We start from the raw sequence: 20,235 nt of genomic DNA on the forward strand, positions 1-20,235 counted from the left end.
GGTGTCGCGAAATGAGGGCAAAGCCCTCACAGCTACCCAGGACCGTCCCCCTCAACCAACCACCCTGCGCAACTGCCGCCGCACCCAAGGTTCAGCGCTGACCAAAACCACCCCGAGCAAAACCAGCACCGCCCCAAGCACAAAATTAACGCTCAGCGGCTCGCCCAACAGCACCACCCCAAAAGTGACCCCAAACAGCGGAGTTATAAAGGAAAACACCGCCAGATTCGAAGCCAGGTACTTACGCAACAACCAGAACCAAGTCAGGTAACTGACAAACGACACCACCACCCCTTGGAAAAGCACGCTGCCCATCGCCAAGGGGGTCAGCGTGACCATGCCAATCTGCCCGCTGAGCAGAGCAATCAGCAACAACCCGACAAAGCCGACCATCAACTGATAGAACAAGGTCAGGGTCGCCGGTGCCTCAGATAGCCGCGAGCCGCGCACCACCACCGTCGTAGCCCCCCAGGCCAGACCGGCGAGCACACCGAAGGCATCACCCAGCAGCGTTCGCCCATCAATCTGATCCAGCTGCACGCCTCCCGCAAACGCCAACGCGATACCCGCGAACGACAGCAGAATACCCAGCCACTGCAGCAACCTGAGGCGCTCGCTGGGCAGCATGAAGTGCAAACCCAAGGCGGTAAAAATCGGCGCGGTATAGAGGAACACCGACATATGCGCCGCCGAGGTCAGCTTGAGCCCCTCGGCAATGAACATGAATTCCAGGCCAAATAAAGCGCCCGCCAGCAATCCCGCCCGCCAGGTGCTACCCACCTGCCCCCAGCCGCCCCGCCAGCAGATCAGCAGGCCGACCAGCAGCGCAGCGATGCCAGAGCGAAACGCCGCCTGCATCACCGGCGCGATATCCGCAGCGGCCCATTTGATCATCACCTGCTGGCTGCCCCAGATCAGGCACAAACCGAGCATCAATTGCAGGGCAAAGGCATCAGGGTTCTTGCGGGCCGCGCTCATAGGCGGGCCTCGGTGTGATTCGCAGGCATGGGCAAGGCTCGGCAGATATGTTGATCAGATTGCGATTATCGGACGCCGAAGCCCGGCCCGGCCAGCCTAAATTGCACCGCCAGCGATTTGCGCCTTTGACGACACGTGATCGAAGGTCGGCTGATCCAGCGCATCGGCTTGCTCATCCAGCACCTGACGCGGATGCTCGAAGCCGGGGATGCTGCTGTCAATCATGCTCAGCAGGCGCGAACCACGCTCGGTGAGCACAAAGTTCTCGCCGTTACCGCCCTCTTCTTCCGGGCGACTTGCAATGTAGCCGCGATCGAGCAACAGCTTTTCGTATTCGCAGGCGCGGGTTTTCAGCTGGTCCAGGTCACCCACCGGCTGGCCTTTGGCAGCCAGCGCGGCGGCGTGCTGTTCGGCGTAAGGGCGAGGCGTGAAGCTTTGTTCAGCGCCGTTTTGCACTTCGTGCAACAGGCGTTCGATCAGATCCCAGTCGTAGTGGCTCATGGCGATGGCTCCCTGCTGTGGACGGAAAGAGGTACACAGGGTGGGACAGGCGGGAGTCGGTAGGCGTTCCAAAGCTGAGGACTACAGACAGGCTTGAATGAATTGTCTGACAACCCGGGGAGCTGATTCAGACACATCATGGCGAACAGCTTGCGTTCAAACATCGTAGTTTTTAAACTACGTTATCTCGATGAAAAAGATCGAGTCCCGTACATTCAAGAATTGGCTAACCAGCCTGCGTGATACAGCCGGCCGTGCACGCATTATTTCCAGGATCAATCGCCTGACTGAAGGGCTTTCAGGGGACGTGGCACCGGTTGGGGGAGGCATAAGCGAGCTTCGAATACATCACGGGCCGGGTTACCGGGTGTATTTTCATCAGGCCGGCAACCAGTGGCTGATCCTGCTTTGCGCTGGTGACAAAAGTAGCCAGAGCCGCGATATCAAGGCTGCCGAACAAATACTGAAGGCATGGAGAATGCAAAATGACTGAGGTCTTCACCGAATTCGACCCAGCTGAATATCTGACTACGCCTGAGGCAATCGCGGAATTCATGTCCGATGCGCTGGAAACCGGCGATGCGGGTTACGTCGCGAAAGCTGTCGGAGTAGTCGCCAGGGCGAAGGGCATGTCAGAGCTGGCGCGGGAAACTGGCCTGTCTCGCGAACAGCTGTATCGCTCTTTCAGTGCCAGCGGCAACCCGACTCTCAAAACCTTCCTGACCGTAATGCGGGCTTTGGGCATGGATATGACTGCTCGAGCTCATCCTGGTGTCTGACAGCGGCTTTGGAGCAAGGCTACAGCGAGCGCCGTATCGGCTTACCCGCAAAGGCCTGACCACATGAACTTTCCAGCCGCTGGCCCCTCAACCGGATAACGCCAACAAGGAGGTCAACCCGTGAAAATTCTAAGCAGCTGTGCCATCGCTGTCGGTCTGTGCATCGCCATGCCAAGCTGGGCCTGCACGCCCGAAGAAGCCACCGCCAAACGCGAAGAGCTGGCCAAGATGGTCAGCCAACTGACTGAGCAAAACCCGCAAAAGGCCAAGGAAATCAACGACGAGTTGCAGGGCATGGACCTGGCGACTGAAAGCAAGGATGTGCCGGACAAGTGCCAGCTGATCGAGCACCGTCTGCAGGAGCTGAAAACTGCGGAGAAGAAAGCGGAGTGATCAGTCGCAACGCCTGCGGCTAGAACAACTGCAGCCCGCCGCTTGAAGGGCGGGCGTAGATCAGGGGCCGCGAACGCGACCCCGGAGAGACTTACTCTGGCTTGGGCGCACGCTTTTTCAGCGGAGCCATGCCATCGACACTGGCCAATGGCGCGTTAGGACGCGGCTTGGCAGTTGGCTTGCGCTTGGCAGCAGCCTTCTTCTCGCCGGTCTTCTTGTCGACTTTCTTCTTCTTGACGCCGACGGCCTTGCCGGACGCCTTGACCTTCTTCGGCCCGTTGTAGGTGCCTTTGACTTCCTTGATCAGTCGGCGCTGGAACTGCTGCTTGAGGTAGCGCTCGATACTCGACATCAAGTTCCAGTCGTTGTGGGTGATCAGCGAGATCGCCAGACCTTCCCCACCCGCACGGCCTGTACGGCCGATACGGTGTACGTACTCGTCACCGCTGCGTGGCATGTCGAAGTTGATCACCAGGTCGAGGCCGTCGATGTCCAGGCCACGGGCCGCTACGTCGGTTGCTACCAGCACCTTGGAGCCGCCTTGCTTGAAGCGCTCGATGGCCAGTTTGCGATCTTTCTGGTCCTTGTCGCCGTGCAACACGAACGCTTTGATGTCCTTGGCCACCAGGTGACCATAGACGCGGTCGGCAGCTACGCGCGTGTTGGTGAAGATGATCGCCTTCTGGAAGGTTTCGTTGTCCAGCAGCCAGTGGATGATCTTCTCTTTGTGCTGGTCATGGTCAGCCATGATGATCTGCTGACGGGTGCCTTCAGCCAGCTGCGAGACGCTGTTGAGCATCAGGTGCTCTGGATCCTTGAGGATCTTGCCGATGATATCGCGCAGTGCGGCGCCGCCGGTGGTGGCAGAGAACAGCAGAGTCTGCTCGCGGTTCTCGCACTCTTTGCACAGGCGCTCCATGTCTTCGGCAAAACCCATGTCGAGCATACGGTCGGCTTCGTCCAGCACCAGTACCTGCACATGCGACAGGTCGAGGTTGCCGGCATTGAGCTGCTCAAGCAGGCGCCCTGGGGTGCCGATCAGCACGTCCGGCACCTTGCGCAGCATGGCCGCTTGTTCCTTGAAGTCTTCACCGCCGGTGACCAGCCCCGACTTGATGTAGGTGAACTGCGAGAACAGCTCGACCTGCTTCAGGGTCTGCTGAGCCAGCTCACGGGTCGGCAGCAGGATCAGCGCACGGATCTCTACCCGCGGGCCGCCCAGGTCAGCCAGGCGGTTAAGCATCGGCAGGACGAACGCGGCGGTCTTGCCGCTGCCGGTTTGTGCCGTTACCCGCAGGTCTCGCCCTTGCAACGCCAAGGGGATGGCCGCCGCCTGTACCGGAGTCGGCTCGACAAATTTCAGCTCGGCCACGGCTTTAAGGATGCGTTCATGCAGGGCGAATTGGGAAAACACGGGGGTAACCTCGGGCAAGTGCGTAAATTCAAGTTGCATAGGGTACCGTTTTCCGCCGCCAGAACCGAATTTCTTTTGGCAACTTTGCCCCGATCCGCGCTCTAATTAGCCCTCGTTCCGCAATACAGACCGCTTTTTTAGCCTATGGACATTCAACGACTCTGGTTCAACGCCCTTGATCTCTGGGGCACTCTTGACCAACACCCGACCCTGCACGCCGCCATTGGCCTGGGTGTGCTGCTGCTGGTATCGCTGATTCTCGGCCGCCTGGCGCGGTTTCTGGTGCTGCATGCCAGCCGCCTGCTGGCCCGCCAACAAGCCCTCAAGTGGTTCGACGACCTGCGCCATAACAAGGTATTTCATCGCCTCGCGCAAACCACGCCGTCGCTGATCATTCAGTTCGGCCTGAAGCTGGTGCCGGAGCTCGGCGCCACCGCCCAGCACTTCCTGGGCAACGTCGCGCTGGCCTTTACCCTGCTGTTCATGACCCTGGCGCTGGCATGCCTGCTCGATGCCCTGCTCGACATCTATGCGCGCACCGAACACGCCCGCACCCGCTCGATCAAAGGCTACGTGCAGCTGGCCAAGATGGTGCTGTGGGTATTCAGTATCATCGTCATCATCGCCACCCTCATCGACCGCTCGCCATTGCTGCTGCTGTCGGGTCTGGGCGCTATGTCGGCGGTGCTGCTGTTGGTCTATAAAGACACCCTGCTGTCGTTCGTCGCCAGCGTGCAGCTGACCAGCAACGACATGCTGCATGTCGGCGACTGGATCGAAATGCCCCAGGTTGGCGCCGACGGCGACGTGGTCGACATCACCCTGCACACGGTCAAGGTGCAGAACTTCGACAAGACCATCGTCTCCATCCCCACCTGGCGCCTGATGAGCGAGTCGTTCCGCAACTACCGCGGCATGCAGCAATCCGGCGGGCGCCGGATCAAACGCAGCGTGTTCATCGACGCCGCCGGCGTACGCTTCCTCACCCTCGAAGAAGAGCAGCGCCTGGCCGGCGTACGCCTGCTGGGCGACTACCTGGCAAGCAAGCGCAAAGAGCTGCAGGACTGGAACGAAGCCCAGGGCGTGGTCGCCGACCTCTCGGCCAACCGGCGCAAGCTGACCAACATCGGCACCTTCCGCGCGTTTGCCCTGGCCTACCTGAAAGCCCACCCCGACGTGCACCCGAACATGACCTGCATGGTCCGCCAGATGCAGCCCACCGCCGAAGGCGTGCCGCTGGAAATCTACTGCTTTACCCGCACCACCGCGTGGGCCGAGTACGAGCGGATTCAGGGGGATGTGTTCGACTATCTGCTGGCAGTGCTGCCGGAGTTTGGCCTGAGCGTTTATCAGCAGCCGAGTGGCAATGACATGCGGATTGGCCTGGCCGGGCGTGTGGCGCCTGAGCCGACGCCGCGGCGGTTGGAAGAGATGAGTGAGGCGTAAGGCGCGCTGGTTCGCACTACATCGCAGGTCTCACGCTCCGTTGACCTGCCTTTCACTTAGTTTTCACGAGCGGCTTGGCAATCTATAGCCATCCCTACGTGATAGACCTTGGCCCGCCTAGCAGCGGGCTTTCTTTTGCCTGCGATTTTTGGTCAGGGCGTTCGCATTGCCCCCTTGCTAATCTGGCGCAGAACGGCAGGCCCCCTGATAGATAGCGGCGAGAATTTACGCTGCCCGGTACTCAACGGTGAGGTGAGTAACCTCGTGTACTGGCTTGAGTGCGGCCCGCACGTCATCAGCGGAAAGCTCCGATGATCCATGGACACTCACGATGGCCGCTCGCGCTTCCGGCCCGACTCGCCATACGTGCAGGTCTGTGATCTGAAGCTTGCCGGACTGATCCAGCAATTCGCGTATTTCCTCGGCGACATGTTTATCGGTCTTGTCCAGCAGTACCGATGCAGTATCACGCATCAGCGACCACGCCCAACGCGCAATGACGACGGCACCAACGATACCCATCACTGGATCGAGCCATACCCATCCGAGATACTTGCCCGCCAACAACGCCACAATGGCCAAGACGGATGTCACCGCGTCTGCGAGCACATGCACATAGGCAGAGCGCAGGTTGTTGTCCTCGCCGTGCGAGTGCCCGTGGTGATCGTGAGAGTGACCGTGTCCGTGAGCATGTCCGCCGCCCGCGAGAAGCAGCGCACTGACGATGTTAACGATCAGACCAATCACCGCGATCAGTATCGCCATCCCGAACTGCACCTGCGTCGGTTCGAAAAAGCGGATCACCGATTCGACACCAATGCCCAACGAGATCAGGCCGAGGATCAACGCAGAAGCAAAGCCACCTAGATCGCCCACCTTGCCCGTTCCGAAGCTGTAAGCGGAGTTTTCCGCATGCTTGCGGGCAAAAGCATATGCTGCCGCTGCAATTCCCAATGCGCCTGCATGGGTTGCCATGTGGAAACCATCGGCCAGCAGGGCCATTGATCCAGTGATGTATCCGGCAGAAATCTCACCCACCATCATCACGATGGTCAGGGCCACAACCCACAAGGTTCGCTTGGCATTGTCATCGTGCCCTGCACCCAGGAAGCTGTGGCTGTGAATGTGATCCGTAGTGCTCATTTCTCTCTCACTTGGAGTATCGGCGAATAGCTTCCAGGAGTTCTTCTACCCCCTGCGCCCGTTCATGATCGGTCAGACCCGGTTTGGCAACGTGCTCGCGAGCATGGTCTTCAATGATCTCGTCGAGCAGCCCATTGATTGCCCCACGGGTCGCAGCCACCAAGTGCAAAGTCTTTGCACAATCGGCTTCGCCCTCCAAGGCACGTTCGATTGCCTGGACTTGGCCAGCAATGCGTTTCACACGCTTAAGCAACTCGTCCTTTCCCGCTTGCGTATGCGCCATAGCATACCCCCCTACCCTATACGTGTTGAAATGATGCGCCTGATTCCCTGGTTGAGCAAGTGGAGAACTGAGTCGGAGTGGGGTTTTCTCCCGACAAACTTTCCTTTGTTCCATGGCTGACGGCTGCTGGTAGCAATGATGTGCATGCCAGGTCCTCCACGTGCGGAAGGACAAGGATTGCTAATCCGAGCAGCGGTCACTAACCGACCCGTAGCTGACGTTTACGGGGCCTGTCTCAGCCGTGCCCCACAGCGCTCCCTGATAGCCCTTAAACATTTTCTCGGCATCAGGTGGTTCAAGCTTTTCCTGTCACAAGACCCAATTCATGGGCTTTTTAGGCTAGCGGACCTAGTCAAGAACATTATGTAGTACCTCATAGATGACACCTGAAGTAATGGCCACAAGCAGCAAATCAGTTCCAGCTTGCTGCCACTCATAACCATCGTAATGAGGAAGTCGTCCGATCAGTCGGCTATCCAGCTTCTTCGCGATCCCTGGCGGGAGAGGCTTGCCGCGCGCCAGATTCTTCTGGATACCTGGCGGTAAGGAAGAGCCTGGATTCCAGTAATTGCGATTGTCATTGAGGATGACTCGCACCCCTCCCAAATCGACGGAAGGCCCTTCGTGCCAGTCATTGCTGTTGCCCTGATGACCTTGGCTTGCGTGTTGTCCTCCCTTGTCGTGGCTTTTCCCTTTCCCGGGGTCTGCCAGCGAGATCGGGCTTACAACCAGAGCTAGGGAGAATACTGCGGCAATACTCAATTTCCTTCTCATGGCAAGCATTCCTTGGGACTTTATCCAACCACAGAGTAGCTAATCTATTGGCAGAGGCAATGCCAGTGCGGGTGCGAGCACTCCGTCGGGACTCAAGAATTTCAGCGTCTATATCGGCCTGATGGACACCTCTAGAGCTCTACCATACGCCCAAGCCGAGTAGACACGCTGGGCAGTCACTCAGGACTGCTCACGTAGCGCAACCACCCTGCAACTTGCGAGCCGCCACCTGCGCGATCTTTAGGATGAATCCGGCCTTCACTGACAATTACTTCGGGAAAATCAAATGGGCTCATACCTTCAATACAAGCCACATTCACCCCGTACTGATCAGGCGCAGAACGGCGCTGATGGAAGGTGTAAATACCACATTTGGAGCAGAAGTAGTGCTTGGCTTCACGCGTGTGAAACTGATAGAGGGTGAGCGCCTCTTGCCCTTGCGTGACGCTGATATCGTCCAGGTTGGCTGATACCGCAACGGCACCGCGCATACGGCAGAGCGAGCAGTTGCACCTGCGCGCGGTACGCACACCATCGGTCAAGCGCACGGAAAACTGCACGGTCCCGCAATGGCAGGCGGCCTGGTATACGGGACGATCATCATTACTTGCATCAGCCATAGCGATTCTCCAGGTGTATCCGAGAAAAAGAGGGGCGCAGATCTGACACCCCGTTGACCAACCTTTCACTTAGTTTTCACGAGCGCCAAGGCAGTCTATATCCATCCCTACGTGATAGACCTTGGCCCGCCTAGCAGCGGGCTTTCTTTTGCCTGCGATTATCGTCAGGCCAGGCGCCGTCAGCTCACCCACCTTAGTTCTCAGGGAGCCGCTGGTATGTCACGCCAAGCACAGGCAATCACCGCTCAGAGAATGAAGTGCTCTGCGCCAAGTACTTAAACTGATCTGACAGTAGCATTGCAAACTCACGTTGATGAGCCGCTGGGTATTGGCTTTGCTCGCCCAGAGTTGGGCTTCCAGGAAGAATCACAGGGCTGATGCCTGGCAGCTGAGCCGCCAGGCGTCATCCCAACCCGATCAAACCGCCGCGTGTGGCTGAGCGGTCCTGACCCGGCGGTACAACACCAACGTGGCGTACAACGCGCAGCCGGCAGCGAAAGTTACCCAGTACGCCGGTGCAGCCTTGTCACCGGTGAGGTGGATCAGCCAGGTCGACATGGCTGGGGTGAAGCCACCAAACAGCGCCGTGGCCAGGCTGTAAGCCAGCGAGAACCCGGCCACTTTCACCTCGACCGGCATGATCTCGGTCAGCGCCGGGATCATTGCGCCGTTGTAGAGCGCATAGAGGAACGAGAACCACAGCAGCACTTCAAGCATGTGCGAGAAGCTCGCTGCCTGAGCCAGGTACGACAGCGCCGGGTAAGCGGTGAAAAGCGTCAGCACGGTCATCGCTATCATCATCGGCTTGCGTCCGAAGCGATCGCTGAGCATGCCGCCGATGGGCAACCAGAAGAAGTTCGATACGCCGACCAGCAGCGTCACCAGCAAGGCGTCGGTGGTGGTCAGGTTGAGTACGGTCTTGCCGAAGGTCGGTGCATATACGGTGATCAGGTAGAAGGCGCTGGTGGTCATTGCCACCATCAGCATGCCGCCGATGACAACCCCCCAGTTACTGGCCAGTGTTGCCACCACCTGCTTCATGGTCGGACGATGGGTGCGATTGGCGAACTCTTCGGTTTCCTGCAGGCTGCGCCGCAGCAGGAAGATGAACGGGATGATCATGCAACCCACGGCAAATGGTACGCGCCAGCCCCATTCGCTGATCTGCTCAGGCGCCAACCACTGGTTCAAGCCGTAGCCCAGTGCTGCGGCAACGATGATCGCCACTTGCTGGCTGCCGGACTGCCAGCTGGTGTAGAAGCCCTTGCGCCCAGGCGTGGCCATTTCCGACAGGTATACCGACACCCCGCCCAATTCGGCGCCAGCCGAGAAGCCCTGCAGCAGCCGTCCGAGCAAGACCAGGGCCGGTGCCCACAGGCCAATGCTGGCGTATCCGGGCACCAGCACGATCAACAGCGTACCGCTGGCCATGATCGACAGGGTCACGATCAAACCTTTGCGCCGGCCCACGTCATCGATGTAGGCACCGAGCACAATCGCGCCCAGCGGGCGCATGAGGAAGCCTGCGCCGAACACCGCAAAGGTCATCATCAGGGAAGCGAATTCACTCGCCGCAGGAAAGAATGCGGTGGCAATCTGAGTGGCGTAGAAGCCGAACAGGAAGAAGTCGAACTGCTCGAGAAAATTACCCGAGGTGACGCGGAACACGGCTGCGGCGCGGGAACGGGCAGTGCCCGCAGCGGGGGATGAAGCATGCATGACGGATCTCCAGCGATATTCTTAAAATGCTTGTTACGCTCTAAACTAGAGTATGCGGGACACATTTTGAAACAGTTAGTGTTTAATTTTCATGGATTGATGCATATTTGTTATCAATCGCTAGATCATAGCCCAGTTGCGGGGCCCAAACTGCGTCCATCTAAACGCTACAGGCGGGATCGAATTCGGTGGGTGAAATCTGACGGCGTGTTGACTCTGCTTTCACCTAATTTTCACGGCAAGGGGCGCAATCTATAGCCATCCCTACGTGTGATCGAACTTGCCCGCCTAGCAGCGGGCTTTCTTTTGCCCGCGATTTATCACCCTGCAAGCCAGTGCCCGATGCCGCAGCTTCTGCCCTGCTGTACCGACATAGGCAATAGTCGTTCACGCCGCTTGCTCAGATCATGAAACATCCTTCACGGCCCGTTAACTGAGCCGGGGGCTGCGGCTCAGTAATCTGGATTCTTTTGATCCGGAGAACATTCCCATGCTTCGAACGATGTCCTGCGCGGCACTGTTGCTGGCCACCTTCGCGTGCTCGGCAGCTGAAGCCGTACCTGGCGACGCGAATACCCTGACCGTGCTCAGCTCGGGCGGCATCATGGGTGCGATTCGCGAAGTGGCGCCGGCTTACCAGAAAAAGTTCGGGGTCAAACTGAATGTTCTGGCGGCGCCGTCGATGGGCGACACCCCGCAGGCGATCCCCAACAGGCTGGCCAAGGGTGAGGATGCTGACGTGGTCCTGATGGTCGGCTCGGCGCTGGACACGCTGGTCGCTGACGGCCAAGCAGAAAAGGCCAGCCGCGTCGACCTGGGCAAGTCCTTCATCGCCATGGCCGTGCGCCAGGGCGAGCCGAAGCCGGACATCAGCACGATGCAGAACCTGCGCAAGGTGCTGGTGGAGAGCAAATCGGTGGCCTATTCGGACAGCGCCAGCGGGGTTTATCTGTCCAAGACGTTGTTCCCACGTATGCAGCTGGGGTCGGCGTTCGATGCCAAAGCCCACATGATCCCGGCCGAACCAGTGGGTGCAGTGGTCGCTCGCGGTCAGGCGCAGATCGGCTTTCAGCAGCTCAGCGAACTCAAGCCGGTACCGGGCATCAGCATCGTTGGCTTGATCCCGGCCGAGGCACAGAAGATGACCATGTACTCCGGCGCCATGGTCAGCAAGAGCCAGCATCAGGCCGCGGCCAAGGCACTGCTTGAATACCTGGCTTCGCCTCAGGCAGATGCGGCGATCAAGACCAGTGGCTTGTCACCGCTGCCGCACCACGCCAGCTGATTGCCGAGAAATTGAACGCAAGGTTTGCGCAGCAGCGCAAACCTTGTTCAGTCGGCAGCCAGCGCATCCAGCAGCTCCGCCCGGCACGCTTGCAGTATTTCGTCTGCCAGCGCTGAGTCATCCGGGCACGCCCGCGACAACATGACGGCACCCACGGCATGAGTGAACAAGCTCACGACCTTCGCGCGCGCCTGCTCGGGCGTCGCCCCTGTCCCCGCCCGGTACTTCTCTTCAAATGCTGCAAGGGTCTTTTCGATGCCGCTGGCGAAGGTCGCCTTGACCTCATCGGACTGGCGAGCAGCATCGCCACCCAAGGCTGCAACGGTGCAGCCTGTGTCTCTGCCATCTCGGTGGGCACGGGAGACGTAGCGATTGACGAACTCCTCCAGGCCAATAGTGCACGCACCGGCGGCAGACCTCTCCAGGCTGAGCGCTGCCGCTTCGGCCATCAGGTCGGCCTTTGAGCCAAAGTGCTTGTAGAACCCCCCTTGAGTGAACCCGGCAGTGGCCATCAGCTCGGCCACACCCACACCGTCGTAGCCGCGTTCACGAAACAGCTGCGAAGCCGTCTCGACGATATGCGCGCGATTGGCGAGTGATTGCGTCTTGGTGATTTTCATAGGGCGCCTCAGGGGACTTCTTGAAGATGGCTCAGCATACTCTGATGTCGACCATAATCAAAACCGTTGACACTTTTGATTATGATCGACATCATAAAAACGCTTCCCCATCAGACTGCCCAACAGCCACTCACCTTGAGTACCCGTCCCATGAACAATGCTGAAACCGTACTGATCACCGGCGCTTCTTCTGGCATCGGCGCAACCTACGCCGAGCGCTTCGCCCAGCGCGGCCATGATCTGGTGCTGGTAGCCCGTGACAAGACCCGCCTGGATGCACTCGCCGCAACGCTTGGCCAGCAATATGCCGTGGCCATCGATGTGATTCAGGCTGACTTGACGCAAAGCAGCGACCTGGCGACCGTCGAAGCCCGCTTGCGCGATGACAGCAGCATCACCCTGCTCGTCAACAACGCCGGCGCCGCGCAGTCCGGCAGCTTTATCGAGCAATCAACCGACAGCGTGGCCAACCTGGTCGCGCTGAACACCACCGCCCTGGTTCGACTGGCCAGCGCGATCGCGCCACGGCTGGCGCAGGCCGGCAGCGGCGCGATCATCAATATCGGTTCTGTGGTGGGCCTGGCGCCGGAATTCGGCATGAGCGTGTACGGCGCGACCAAAGCTTTCGTGTTGTTCCTGTCACAGGGTCTGGGCCTTGAGCTGGCGCCCAAGGGCGTGTATGTCCAGGCCGTGCTGCCTGCGGCAACCCGCACCGAGATCTGGGATCGTGCGGGTATCGATATCAATACCCTGACTGAAGTGATGGCCGTGGGCGAGCTGGTCGATGCTGCGCTGGTCGGTTTCGACCGCCGCGAGCCGGTGACCATCCCGCCCCTGCAGGACGCTGCACGTTGGGATGCGTTGCAGCTTGCCCGGCAAGGCTTGCTGGCAGAGATTCGCCAGTCCGTCGTAGCCGAGCGCTATCAAGCTCAGGCCTGAGCCGCCAGCAGGTGGGCAATCCCACGCTACGCAAGGGCACTGACCGCCCTTCCCCACGAGCGACAAATCATGAAAGCGTTTTCCATCGAGCGATATGGCAAGCACAGTGGCAAGATCACTGACGTGCCTGCTCCTGCAATGGGCACCAATGACGTGCTGGTGCAGATACACGCTGCCAGCGTCAACGTATTGGACCTGAAGCTGCGAGCAGGCGAATTCAAGCCGATCCTTCCCTACCGCTTGCCGCTGATACTGGGCAACGATCTGGCCGGTGTCGTCGTCAGCGTCGGCGCTGATGTAAGCCTGTTCAAACCGGGCGATGAGGTCTATGCCAGGCCACCCCAGGATCGCATCGGCACTTTTGCCGGGCTGATCGCGGTTGACCAGCAAGCACTGGCCCACAGGCCACGCAACATCACCATGGAGCAGGCCGCGTCACTGCCCTTGGTGGCACTGACGGCATGGCAGGTGCTGGTTGAAACGGCCCAGTTGCAACCAGGCCAGAAGGTATTGATCCACGCCGGTTCAGGCGGCGTGGGCAGCGTTGCGATCCAGCTGGCCAAGCACTTGGGCGCGTTCGTCGCGACGACCACCAGCACGGCGAATGTCGAATGGGTGGAGGCACTCGGTGCGGATGTCGTGGTTGATTACACCGCCCAGCAATTCGACGCCGTACTGCGCGACTACGACGTGGTACTGAACAGCCTCGGTGCGGATGTTTTGCAGCAATCGGTCAAGACGCTCAAACCCGGCGGTCAACTCATCTCGATCTCTGGCCCGCCAACGCCTGAGTTCGGCGAGACGCAGGGGCTACCCTGGGCGCTGCGCCAGGTTCTTCGTCTGTTGAGCCTGCGCATTCGCAGGGCCGCACAGGTAGCCGGGGTGAGGTACAAGTTCGTCTTCATGCGCTCCAGCGGCGCTCAGCTCAGCGAGATCACCACCTTGGTGGAGTCAGGTGCCATCAGGCCAATCATCGACAAGGTCTACCCATTTCAATCAACTGCCGACGCCCTGGCGTACGTCGAACAGGGACGCGCCAAGGGCAAGGTCGTGATCAGCCTGCGCTGAAGCGCAGAGCAACCGCAACTATCGCCTGACTCTGCCGAGCATTGGCGCAGCGTGATTGCTGCCCAGTCGGCTGAGCCAGACCGAGGCCAGAATGATCAAGCCACCTATCAGCAAGCGCCCAAGCGGCTCGTGCTGGTTCCAGATCAGCAGGTTGAGCAGCAAGCCCACCGGCACATGCAGGTTGTTCATCACCGCAAGCGTTGCGCCAGAAACCAGGCAGGCGCCCTTGTTCCACCAATACAGCCCCAGCGCAGTCGGCACCAGCCCCAGGAACAACAGCACCAGCCACTGCACATCGGTGCTTGGCAGGCGCTGGGCATTGCCGAACAGCAGAAACGCCGGCAGCACCACCAGCAGCGCGCCGAGGTAGAAGTAGCCGAAGCGTTTGTAGTGAGGTAAGTCGCTAGGGTTGCGGGCGATCAGGTGGCGATACAGCACCTGACCTGCGGCATAGGTGAAGTTGGCCAGTTGCAGCAGCAGGAAGCCGATGAAGAACTCGCCACTGATGCTGTCCATGCGGATCACCGCCGCGCCTGCCACTGCCACCAGTGCAGCCACCAGCGCCCAAGGGTTGAAGCGCCGGTTCAGGGCGTCTTCGATCAAGGTCACGTGCAACGGCGTGAGGATGGTGAACAGCAGCACCTCGGGCACAGTCAGCACGCGGAAGCTCAGGTACAGGCAGACGTAGGTGACGCCGTATTGCAAGGCACCGATCAGCAGCATCGAGCGCAAAAAGCGCGGTTCGACCTGGCGCCAGCGGGTCAGCGGCAGAAACACCAGCCCGGCCAACAGCACCCGCGCCAGTACGGCGAAGTAGCTGTCGACGTTGCCGGCCAGGTACTCGCCGATCAGGCTGAAGGAAAACGCCTGGATCAGCGCGACGATAATCAGGTAGCCCATGGTGCTCTCTCGCAAATCAAGGCGGCGACCTTAGCCGGTTGCGCCACCCTGGGCAACCACTCGGCAGCGGGCAACATCAAGCCTCCGTGGCTCACGCCAGCGCGGCCAGCCTGGCCTTGGCCTGGTTGACGCCCTTCTCGTGAAAATCACCACTCATGTTCAGCCCTTCGGCGTGGATGAACTCCACGTCGTGAATGCCGATGAAGGCCATGGCCTGACGCAGGTACGGTTCCTGATGATCGCTGCCGGCACCGGCATGAATGCCGCCACGGGCAGTCAGAACGATGGCGCGCTTGCCTTGCAGCAAGCCCTGCGGTCCGGTCGGGGTGTACTTGAAAGTGATACCTGCGCGCAGCACATGGTCCAGCCAGGCTTTGAGGGTGCTGGGAATGGTGAAGTTGTACATCGGCGCCGCCATCACCAGCACGTCGGCGGCGAGCAGTTCGTCAGTCAGCTGGTTGGAGCGCTCGAAAGCCTCCTGCTCAGGCATGGACCGTTGCTCCGCAGGCTTCATCCAGCCGCCGAGCAGGTCGGCGTCAAGGTGCGGCAGCGGGTTGGCGGCAACGTCGCGCACATTGATCTGGTCGCCAGGATGCGCCGCTTGCCACTGCTGGATGAAGTCGCGGGTCAGCTGGCGCGACACGGAATCTTGCTGGCGGGCGCTGCTTTCGATGATCAATACGTGGGACATGGTGCCTCCATTGGCATAAACGGGGTGCGATTCAATGGAGGCGAGATTAGAGGTTGACCTATCGATAAAAAAGCGTAAAAAGTGGAGTCAACCTATCGATTTATCCGTTTTATTGCGGCTGACAGCTCAGCGCGATGCGCAACTTGATGATCTGCCGGTTGAACTTGGCGGTCACGTCCACGCTTTTGTTTGCCGGCACCACTACGCGCCGTACGCGAGGCGCTTCCGGGCCGTTGCGAAAGCTGACCTTGCACGCCGCGGCCACTTCGCCGTAGTTGTTCACGGTAATGCTGCCGATGTCCTGATCAGTGTCATAGGCGGTGTAGTCGATCTTCACCCCGCTGATGTCCTTGGTCACATCGATCGGGTAAGCCATTGCGTTCAATGGCAGGCACAGCAAGACAGCCAGACAATATTTCTTCACAGGGCGCTCTCCTTGAAAGAGCGCAGCTTAGGACAACAGGAGCCGAAGATGAAAGCGCCGCGCGTAACCCTTGATCAGTGGCGAACCCTGCAGGCAGTGGTCGACCACGGTGGGTTTGCCCAGGCAGCCGACGCCTTGCACCGTTCGCAATCGTCGGTCAGCTATACCGTGGCGCGCATGCAGGAGCAACTCGGCGTGCCGCTGCTGCGCATCGACGGGCGCAAGGCCGTGCTGACCGAAGCCGGCAACGTGCTGCTGCGCCGCTCGCGGCACCTGGTCAAGCAGGCCAGTCAGCTGGAAGACCTGGCCCACCATATGGAACAAGGCTGGGAAGCCGAGGTGCGCCTGGTGGTCGATGCCGCGTACCCCAGCGCCCGCCTGGTGCGCGCACTGAGCGCGTTCATGCCGCAAAGCCGCGGCTGTCGCGTGCGCCTGCGCGAAGAGGTGTTGTCCGGGGTCGAAGAAGTGCTCCACGAAGGCATCGCCGACCTTGCCATCAGCAGTTTCAGCATTGGCGGTTACCTGGGCACCGAGCTGAGTTCGGTCGAGTTCATCGCCGTCGCCCACCCGGAACACAGCCTGCACCGGCTTGGCCGCGAGATCACCTTCCAGGATCTGGAGAGCCAGTTGCAGGTGGTGATCCGCGACTCCGGCCGCGCTCAACCGAAAGATGTCGGCTGGCTCGGCGCCGAGCAACGCTGGACAGTCGGTAGCCTGGGCACCGCCGCGACCTTTGTCGGCAGCGGTCTGGGCTTTGCCTGGCTGCCGCGGCACATGATCGAGCGCGAGCTGCGCGAGGGGCTGCTCAAGCCATTGCAGCTGGATCAAGGTGGCAGTCGCCACCCACTGTTCTACCTTTACTCGAGCAAAGAGAAAGCCCTCGGCCCGGCCACGCAGATCCTCATCGATCTGCTGCGCAGCTTCGACACCGCGCCGCTGGACGTGCCTTTCGCCGCCCCTCCACAAGCCTGAGAAGCCCGCGCCCATGGCCAATTTCGAACATGAAGGCTGCACCCTGCACTACCAGCAATACGGTCAGGGCGAACCGCTGGTGCTGCTGCATGGCCTCGGTTCGAGCAGCCTCGACTGGGAGCTGCAGGTGCCGCTGCTGAGTCATCACTACCGGGTGATCCTGCTCGACAGCCGCGGCCATGGCCGCTCGGACAAACCCGTCGACGGCTACCAGATTGCAACCTTCAGCGAAGACCTGCTGGCCCTGCTCGAACACCTGCAGACCGGCCCGGTGCACCTGGTTGGCTTGTCGATGGGGGGCATGATCGGCTTTCAGTTCGCCGTCGATCACCCGCGCTGGTTGCGCAGCCTGTGCATCGTCAACAGCGCCCCCGAGGTCAAACGGCGCACTCGCAGCGATTGGGTCTGGTGGGCCAAGCGCTGGGCTCTGGCCCGCGCCTTGAGTGTCGAGACGGTGGGCAAAGGCCTGGCTGCGCGCCTGTTCCCCAAACCCGAGCAGGCTGACCTGCGGGAGAAGATGATCCAGCGCTGGGCGCGCAACGACAAGCGCGCCTACCTGAGGAGCTTCGACGCCATCGTCGACTGGGGCGTGGCGGAACGCATCGACCAGATCCAGTGTCCCACCCTGGTGATCGCCGCCGACCACGATTACACCCCGGTACAACTAAAACAGCGTTACGTCGAGCGGATCCCGCACGCCAGGCTGGCGGTAATCGAAGATTCGCGGCACGCTACGCCGCTTGATCAAGCCGAGGTCTTCAACCAGACCCTGCTGCAGTTCCTCACTAGCGTTTCCACCTCTCAAGGATCTTTGAGCCCATGCTGAAAAAAATTCTGCTCGCTGCCTGTTCGGTTGCTTTTGCCACTAGCGTCCTGGCCTCGGACAAGACCCCGCACGTGCTGCTCGACACCAGCTTCGGCCCGGTCGAAATCGAGTTGAACGCCGAAAAAGCACCGATCAGCACCAAGAACTTCCTGCAGTACGTGGACAGCGGCTTCTATAACAACACCATCTTCCACCGGGTCATTCCGGGCTTCATGGTGCAGGGCGGTGGCTTCACCGAGCAGATGGTGCAGAAAGACACCAAAGACCCGATCAAGAACGAAGCCAGCAATGGCCTGCGCAACACCCGCGGCACTTTGTCGATGGCGCGCACGTCCAACCCGAACTCGGCCACCAGCCAGTTCTTCATCAACGTCAATGACAACGCCTTCCTCGACCCGGGCCGTGACGCTGGCTATGCAGTGTTCGGCAAGGTCACCAAGGGTATGGAAGTGGTCGATCAGATCGTCAATTCGCAGACCACCGTGAAAAAAGGCATGCGTGATGTCCCGGCTGACCCGGTGTTCATCAAATCCGCCAAACGCATCGACTGACCGAAGGTTTCACAGGGATGTGATACTGCCTGCGGTCGGGTAGAACAGGAGTTGCAATGCCCATGCTGTACCGCCGTTTCGAAAAGCTCATCGATATCTTCCGTGACGCCCCGAGCGAGGCCCCACCAAGTACGGTGTGGGCCTTTTACCTGTATTACCTGCGTCAGGTCTGGCCGAGCTTCGTTGCCCTGCTGATCGTCGGCCTGGTTGCAGCGCTGATCGAAGTGGCGATGTTCGGCTACCTGAGCCGGATCATCGACCTCGCCCAGGGCACCCCGGACCCGAACTTCTTCAGCCTGCACGGCGCCGAGCTGCTGTGGATGCTGGTGGTGGTGCTGCTGATCAGGCCGCTGTTTTTCGGCCTGCATGACCTGCTGGTACACCAGACCATCAGTCCGGGCATGACCAGCATGATTCGCTGGCAAAACCACAACTACGTGCTCAAGCAGAGCATGAACTTCTTCCAGAACGACTTCGCCGGGCGCATCGCCCAGCGCATCATGCAGACCGGCAACTCGCTGCGCGACTCGGCGGTGCAGGCGGTGGATGCGCTCTGGCACGTACTGATCTACGCGATCAGTGCGCTGGTGCTGTTCGCCGAAGCCGACTGGCGCCTGATGGTGCCGCTGCTGGTGTGGATCGCCTGCTACATCGGCGCACTTTGCTACTTCGTGCCGCGGGTCAAGGCGCGGGCGGTGGTGTCTTCGGATGCCCGCTCCAAGCTGATGGGTCGGATCGTCGACGGCTACACCAACATCACTACCCTCAAGCTGTTTGCCCATACCGACTACGAACAGCAGTACGCCCGTGAAGCGATCAGCGAGCAGACCGAGAAAACCCAGCTGGCCTCGCGCGTGATCACCAGCATGGATGTGGTCATCACCACGCTCAACGGTTTGCTGGTAGTCACCACCACTGGCCTGGCGCTGTGGCTGTGGAGCAACTCGCTGATTACCGTGGGTGCCATTGCCCTCGCGACCGGCCTGGCGATCCGCATCGTCAACATGTCGGGCTGGATCATGTGGGTGGTCAACGGCATCTTCGAGAATATCGGCATGGTCCAGGACGGCCTGCAGACCATTGCCCAACCGGTCACAGTCACCGACCAGCCGCAGGCACCAGCGCTTAAAGTGACGCGCGGCGCGGTGCGCTTCGACAACGTCGGCTTCAACTATGGCAAGGGTCGCAGGGTCATCGATGGCCTGAACCTGGATATTCGTCCGGGTGAGAAGATCGGTCTGATTGGCCCGTCCGGCGCCGGCAAGTCGACTCTGGTCAACCTGCTGCTGCGTCTGTACGACGTTGAAAGCGGGCGCATCCTGATCGATGGGCAGAACATCGCCGAGGTCAACCAGGCCAGCTTGCGCGCACAGATCGGCATGATCACCCAGGACACCTCCTTGCTGCACCGCTCGATCCGCGACAACCTGCTGTATGGCAGGCCTGACGCGACCGACGAGGAAGTCTGGGCTGCCGTGCGCGGGGCCAGGGCCGATGACTTCATCGGCCAGTTATCCGACTCGCAGGGCCGCACTGGCTTCGATGCGCATGTGGGCGAGCGCGGGGTCAAGCTCTCGGGTGGCCAGCGCCAGCGCATCGCGATTGCCCGGGTACTGCTGAAGAACGCGCCGATCCTGATCATGGACGAAGCCACCTCGGCGCTCGACTCAGAGGTGGAAGCGGCTATTCAGGAGAGCCTGGAGACGCTGATGCAAGGCAAGACGGTGATCGCCATTGCCCACCGACTGTCGACCATCGCACGCATGGATCGACTGGTCGTGCTTGACCAAGGCCATGTGGTCGAGACCGGCACCCACGCCGAACTGCTCGCCCATCAGGGCTTGTATGCACGCTTGTGGCACCACCAGACGGGCGGCTTCGTCGGGGTCGACTGACAGCATTGTCGCGC

23 protein-coding genes are annotated in these 20,235 nt (G+C 60.3%); 11 read left to right on the forward strand and 12 right to left on the reverse strand.

Translation table 11 applies throughout. The features are described from left to right. Nucleotides 1-51 precede the first annotated feature (51 nt). The gene (locus FW789_RS07410; RefSeq protein ID WP_186697859.1) at nt 52-978 is read right to left on the reverse strand and encodes a DMT family transporter; all 927 of its coding nucleotides are present in this window, start codon (nt 976-978) and stop codon (nt 52-54) included. Nucleotides 979-1,074: 96 nt separating this feature from the next. After that, nucleotides 1,075-1,479 carry a transcriptional regulator gene (locus FW789_RS07415; RefSeq protein WP_103436572.1) on the reverse strand — a complete coding sequence of 135 codons (405 nt, stop codon included), beginning with the start codon at nt 1,477-1,479 and terminating at the stop codon, nt 1,075-1,077. 190 nt (nt 1,480-1,669) lie between these two features. Between FW789_RS07415 and FW789_RS07420 the strand changes: the two genes are divergently transcribed. From FW789_RS07420 to FW789_RS07430, 3 genes are all read left to right on the forward strand, one after another. Next, nucleotides 1,670-1,972 carry a type II toxin-antitoxin system RelE/ParE family toxin gene (locus FW789_RS07420; protein WP_103436571.1) on the forward strand — a complete coding sequence of 101 codons (303 nt, stop codon included), beginning with the start codon at nt 1,670-1,672 and terminating at the stop codon, nt 1,970-1,972. Further along, a complete protein-coding gene (locus FW789_RS07425; RefSeq protein WP_103436570.1) occupies nt 1,965-2,258 on the forward strand; it encodes an addiction module antidote protein in 294 nt (97 codons plus the stop codon). The genes FW789_RS07420 and FW789_RS07425 overlap by 8 nt, the downstream gene beginning before the upstream one ends. A 168-nt stretch (nt 2,259-2,426) precedes the next feature. Continuing rightward, the gene (locus tag FW789_RS07430; protein WP_446431401.1) at nt 2,427-2,651 is read left to right on the forward strand and encodes a hypothetical protein; all 225 of its coding nucleotides are present in this window, start codon (nt 2,427-2,429) and stop codon (nt 2,649-2,651) included. 91 nt (nt 2,652-2,742) lie between these two features. On the opposite strand, the gene FW789_RS07435 is transcribed toward FW789_RS07430, so the two are convergent. Next, nucleotides 2,743-4,104, reverse strand: a complete 1,362-nt coding sequence (locus tag FW789_RS07435; protein WP_101317619.1) for a DEAD/DEAH box helicase — start codon at nt 4,102-4,104, stop codon at nt 2,743-2,745. A 105-nt stretch (nt 4,105-4,209) separates the two neighbouring features. Between FW789_RS07435 and FW789_RS07440 the strand changes: the two genes are divergently transcribed. Beyond that, nucleotides 4,210-5,511 carry a mechanosensitive ion channel family protein gene (locus tag FW789_RS07440; RefSeq protein WP_411562025.1) on the forward strand — a complete coding sequence of 434 codons (1,302 nt, stop codon included), beginning with the start codon at nt 4,210-4,212 and terminating at the stop codon, nt 5,509-5,511. A gap of 225 nt (nt 5,512-5,736) precedes the next feature. Here FW789_RS07440 and dmeF read toward each other — a convergent pair whose 3' ends face one another. From dmeF to tcuC, 5 genes are all read right to left on the reverse strand, one after another. Continuing rightward, nucleotides 5,737-6,654, reverse strand: coding sequence for a CDF family Co(II)/Ni(II) efflux transporter DmeF (gene dmeF / locus FW789_RS07445; RefSeq protein WP_411562026.1), 918 nt, complete (start codon nt 6,652-6,654; stop codon nt 5,737-5,739). Between the two features lie 7 nt (nt 6,655-6,661). After that, nucleotides 6,662-6,937 carry a metal/formaldehyde-sensitive transcriptional repressor gene (locus FW789_RS07450; protein ID WP_186697848.1) on the reverse strand — a complete coding sequence of 92 codons (276 nt, stop codon included), beginning with the start codon at nt 6,935-6,937 and terminating at the stop codon, nt 6,662-6,664. Nucleotides 6,938-7,285: 348 nt separating this feature from the next. Beyond that, nucleotides 7,286-7,720, reverse strand: coding sequence for an anti-virulence regulator CigR family protein (locus FW789_RS07455; protein WP_446431245.1), 435 nt, complete (start codon nt 7,718-7,720; stop codon nt 7,286-7,288). Nucleotides 7,721-7,887: 167 nt separating this feature from the next. Continuing rightward, on the reverse strand, nt 7,888-8,331 hold the full coding sequence (locus tag FW789_RS07460; RefSeq protein ID WP_411562028.1) for a GFA family protein: 444 nt from the start codon (nt 8,329-8,331) through the stop codon (nt 7,888-7,890). A 417-nt stretch (nt 8,332-8,748) separates the two neighbouring features. Next, nucleotides 8,749-10,050, reverse strand: a complete 1,302-nt coding sequence (tcuC, locus tag FW789_RS07465; RefSeq protein ID WP_446431246.1) for a tricarballylate/proton symporter TcuC — start codon at nt 10,048-10,050, stop codon at nt 8,749-8,751. A gap of 490 nt (nt 10,051-10,540) precedes the next feature. On the opposite strand from tcuC, the gene FW789_RS07470 reads away from it, so the two are divergent. Further along, nucleotides 10,541-11,335, forward strand: a complete 795-nt coding sequence (locus FW789_RS07470) for a substrate-binding domain-containing protein (RefSeq protein WP_446431247.1) — start codon at nt 10,541-10,543, stop codon at nt 11,333-11,335. Between the two features lie 47 nt (nt 11,336-11,382). Here the strand turns inward: FW789_RS07470 and FW789_RS07475 are convergent, their stop codons facing one another. Further along, on the reverse strand, nt 11,383-11,955 hold the full coding sequence (locus FW789_RS07475; RefSeq protein ID WP_103436518.1) for a TetR/AcrR family transcriptional regulator: 573 nt from the start codon (nt 11,953-11,955) through the stop codon (nt 11,383-11,385). 150 nt (nt 11,956-12,105) lie between these two features. Between FW789_RS07475 and FW789_RS07480 the strand changes: the two genes are divergently transcribed. Then, nucleotides 12,106-12,894 (forward strand): SDR family NAD(P)-dependent oxidoreductase, encoded by a 789-nt coding sequence (locus FW789_RS07480; protein WP_446431248.1) that lies wholly within the window; start codon nt 12,106-12,108, stop codon nt 12,892-12,894. Between the two features lie 69 nt (nt 12,895-12,963). Further along, nucleotides 12,964-13,962 (forward strand): NADP-dependent oxidoreductase, encoded by a 999-nt coding sequence (locus tag FW789_RS07485; RefSeq protein ID WP_446431249.1) that lies wholly within the window; start codon nt 12,964-12,966, stop codon nt 13,960-13,962. A gap of 18 nt (nt 13,963-13,980) precedes the next feature. Here FW789_RS07485 and FW789_RS07490 read toward each other — a convergent pair whose 3' ends face one another. The 3 genes from FW789_RS07490 to FW789_RS07500 form a co-directional block, all read right to left on the reverse strand. After that, complete coding sequence (locus FW789_RS07490; protein WP_411562031.1) at nt 13,981-14,862, reverse strand: carboxylate/amino acid/amine transporter; 882 nt, start codon at nt 14,860-14,862, stop codon at nt 13,981-13,983. Nucleotides 14,863-14,953: 91 nt separating this feature from the next. Further along, nucleotides 14,954-15,553 (reverse strand): FMN-dependent NADH-azoreductase, encoded by a 600-nt coding sequence (locus FW789_RS07495; protein WP_103436514.1) that lies wholly within the window; start codon nt 15,551-15,553, stop codon nt 14,954-14,956. 109 nt (nt 15,554-15,662) lie between these two features. Further along, nucleotides 15,663-15,977 carry a 3-phosphoglycerate kinase gene (locus tag FW789_RS07500; RefSeq protein ID WP_446431250.1) on the reverse strand — a complete coding sequence of 105 codons (315 nt, stop codon included), beginning with the start codon at nt 15,975-15,977 and terminating at the stop codon, nt 15,663-15,665. Between the two features lie 48 nt (nt 15,978-16,025). On the opposite strand from FW789_RS07500, the gene FW789_RS07505 reads away from it, so the two are divergent. The 4 genes from FW789_RS07505 (at nt 16,026) to FW789_RS07520 (ending at nt 20,221) form a co-directional block, all read left to right on the forward strand. Beyond that, on the forward strand, nt 16,026-16,949 hold the full coding sequence (locus tag FW789_RS07505) for a LysR family transcriptional regulator (RefSeq protein ID WP_103436513.1): 924 nt from the start codon (nt 16,026-16,028) through the stop codon (nt 16,947-16,949). A 13-nt stretch (nt 16,950-16,962) separates the two neighbouring features. Continuing rightward, complete coding sequence (locus FW789_RS07510) at nt 16,963-17,775, forward strand: alpha/beta fold hydrolase (protein WP_446431251.1); 813 nt, start codon at nt 16,963-16,965, stop codon at nt 17,773-17,775. Further along, on the forward strand, nt 17,769-18,326 hold the full coding sequence (locus FW789_RS07515) for a peptidylprolyl isomerase (protein ID WP_101317577.1): 558 nt from the start codon (nt 17,769-17,771) through the stop codon (nt 18,324-18,326). Before FW789_RS07510 ends, FW789_RS07515 begins: the two co-directional genes overlap by 7 nt. 62 nt (nt 18,327-18,388) lie before the next feature. Next, on the forward strand, nt 18,389-20,221 hold the full coding sequence (locus tag FW789_RS07520) for an ABC transporter ATP-binding protein (RefSeq protein ID WP_103438721.1): 1,833 nt from the start codon (nt 18,389-18,391) through the stop codon (nt 20,219-20,221). The last annotated feature ends 14 nt before the right edge of the window (nt 20,222-20,235 follow it).

The organism is Pseudomonas sp. 1121_17, assembly GCF_052850745.1.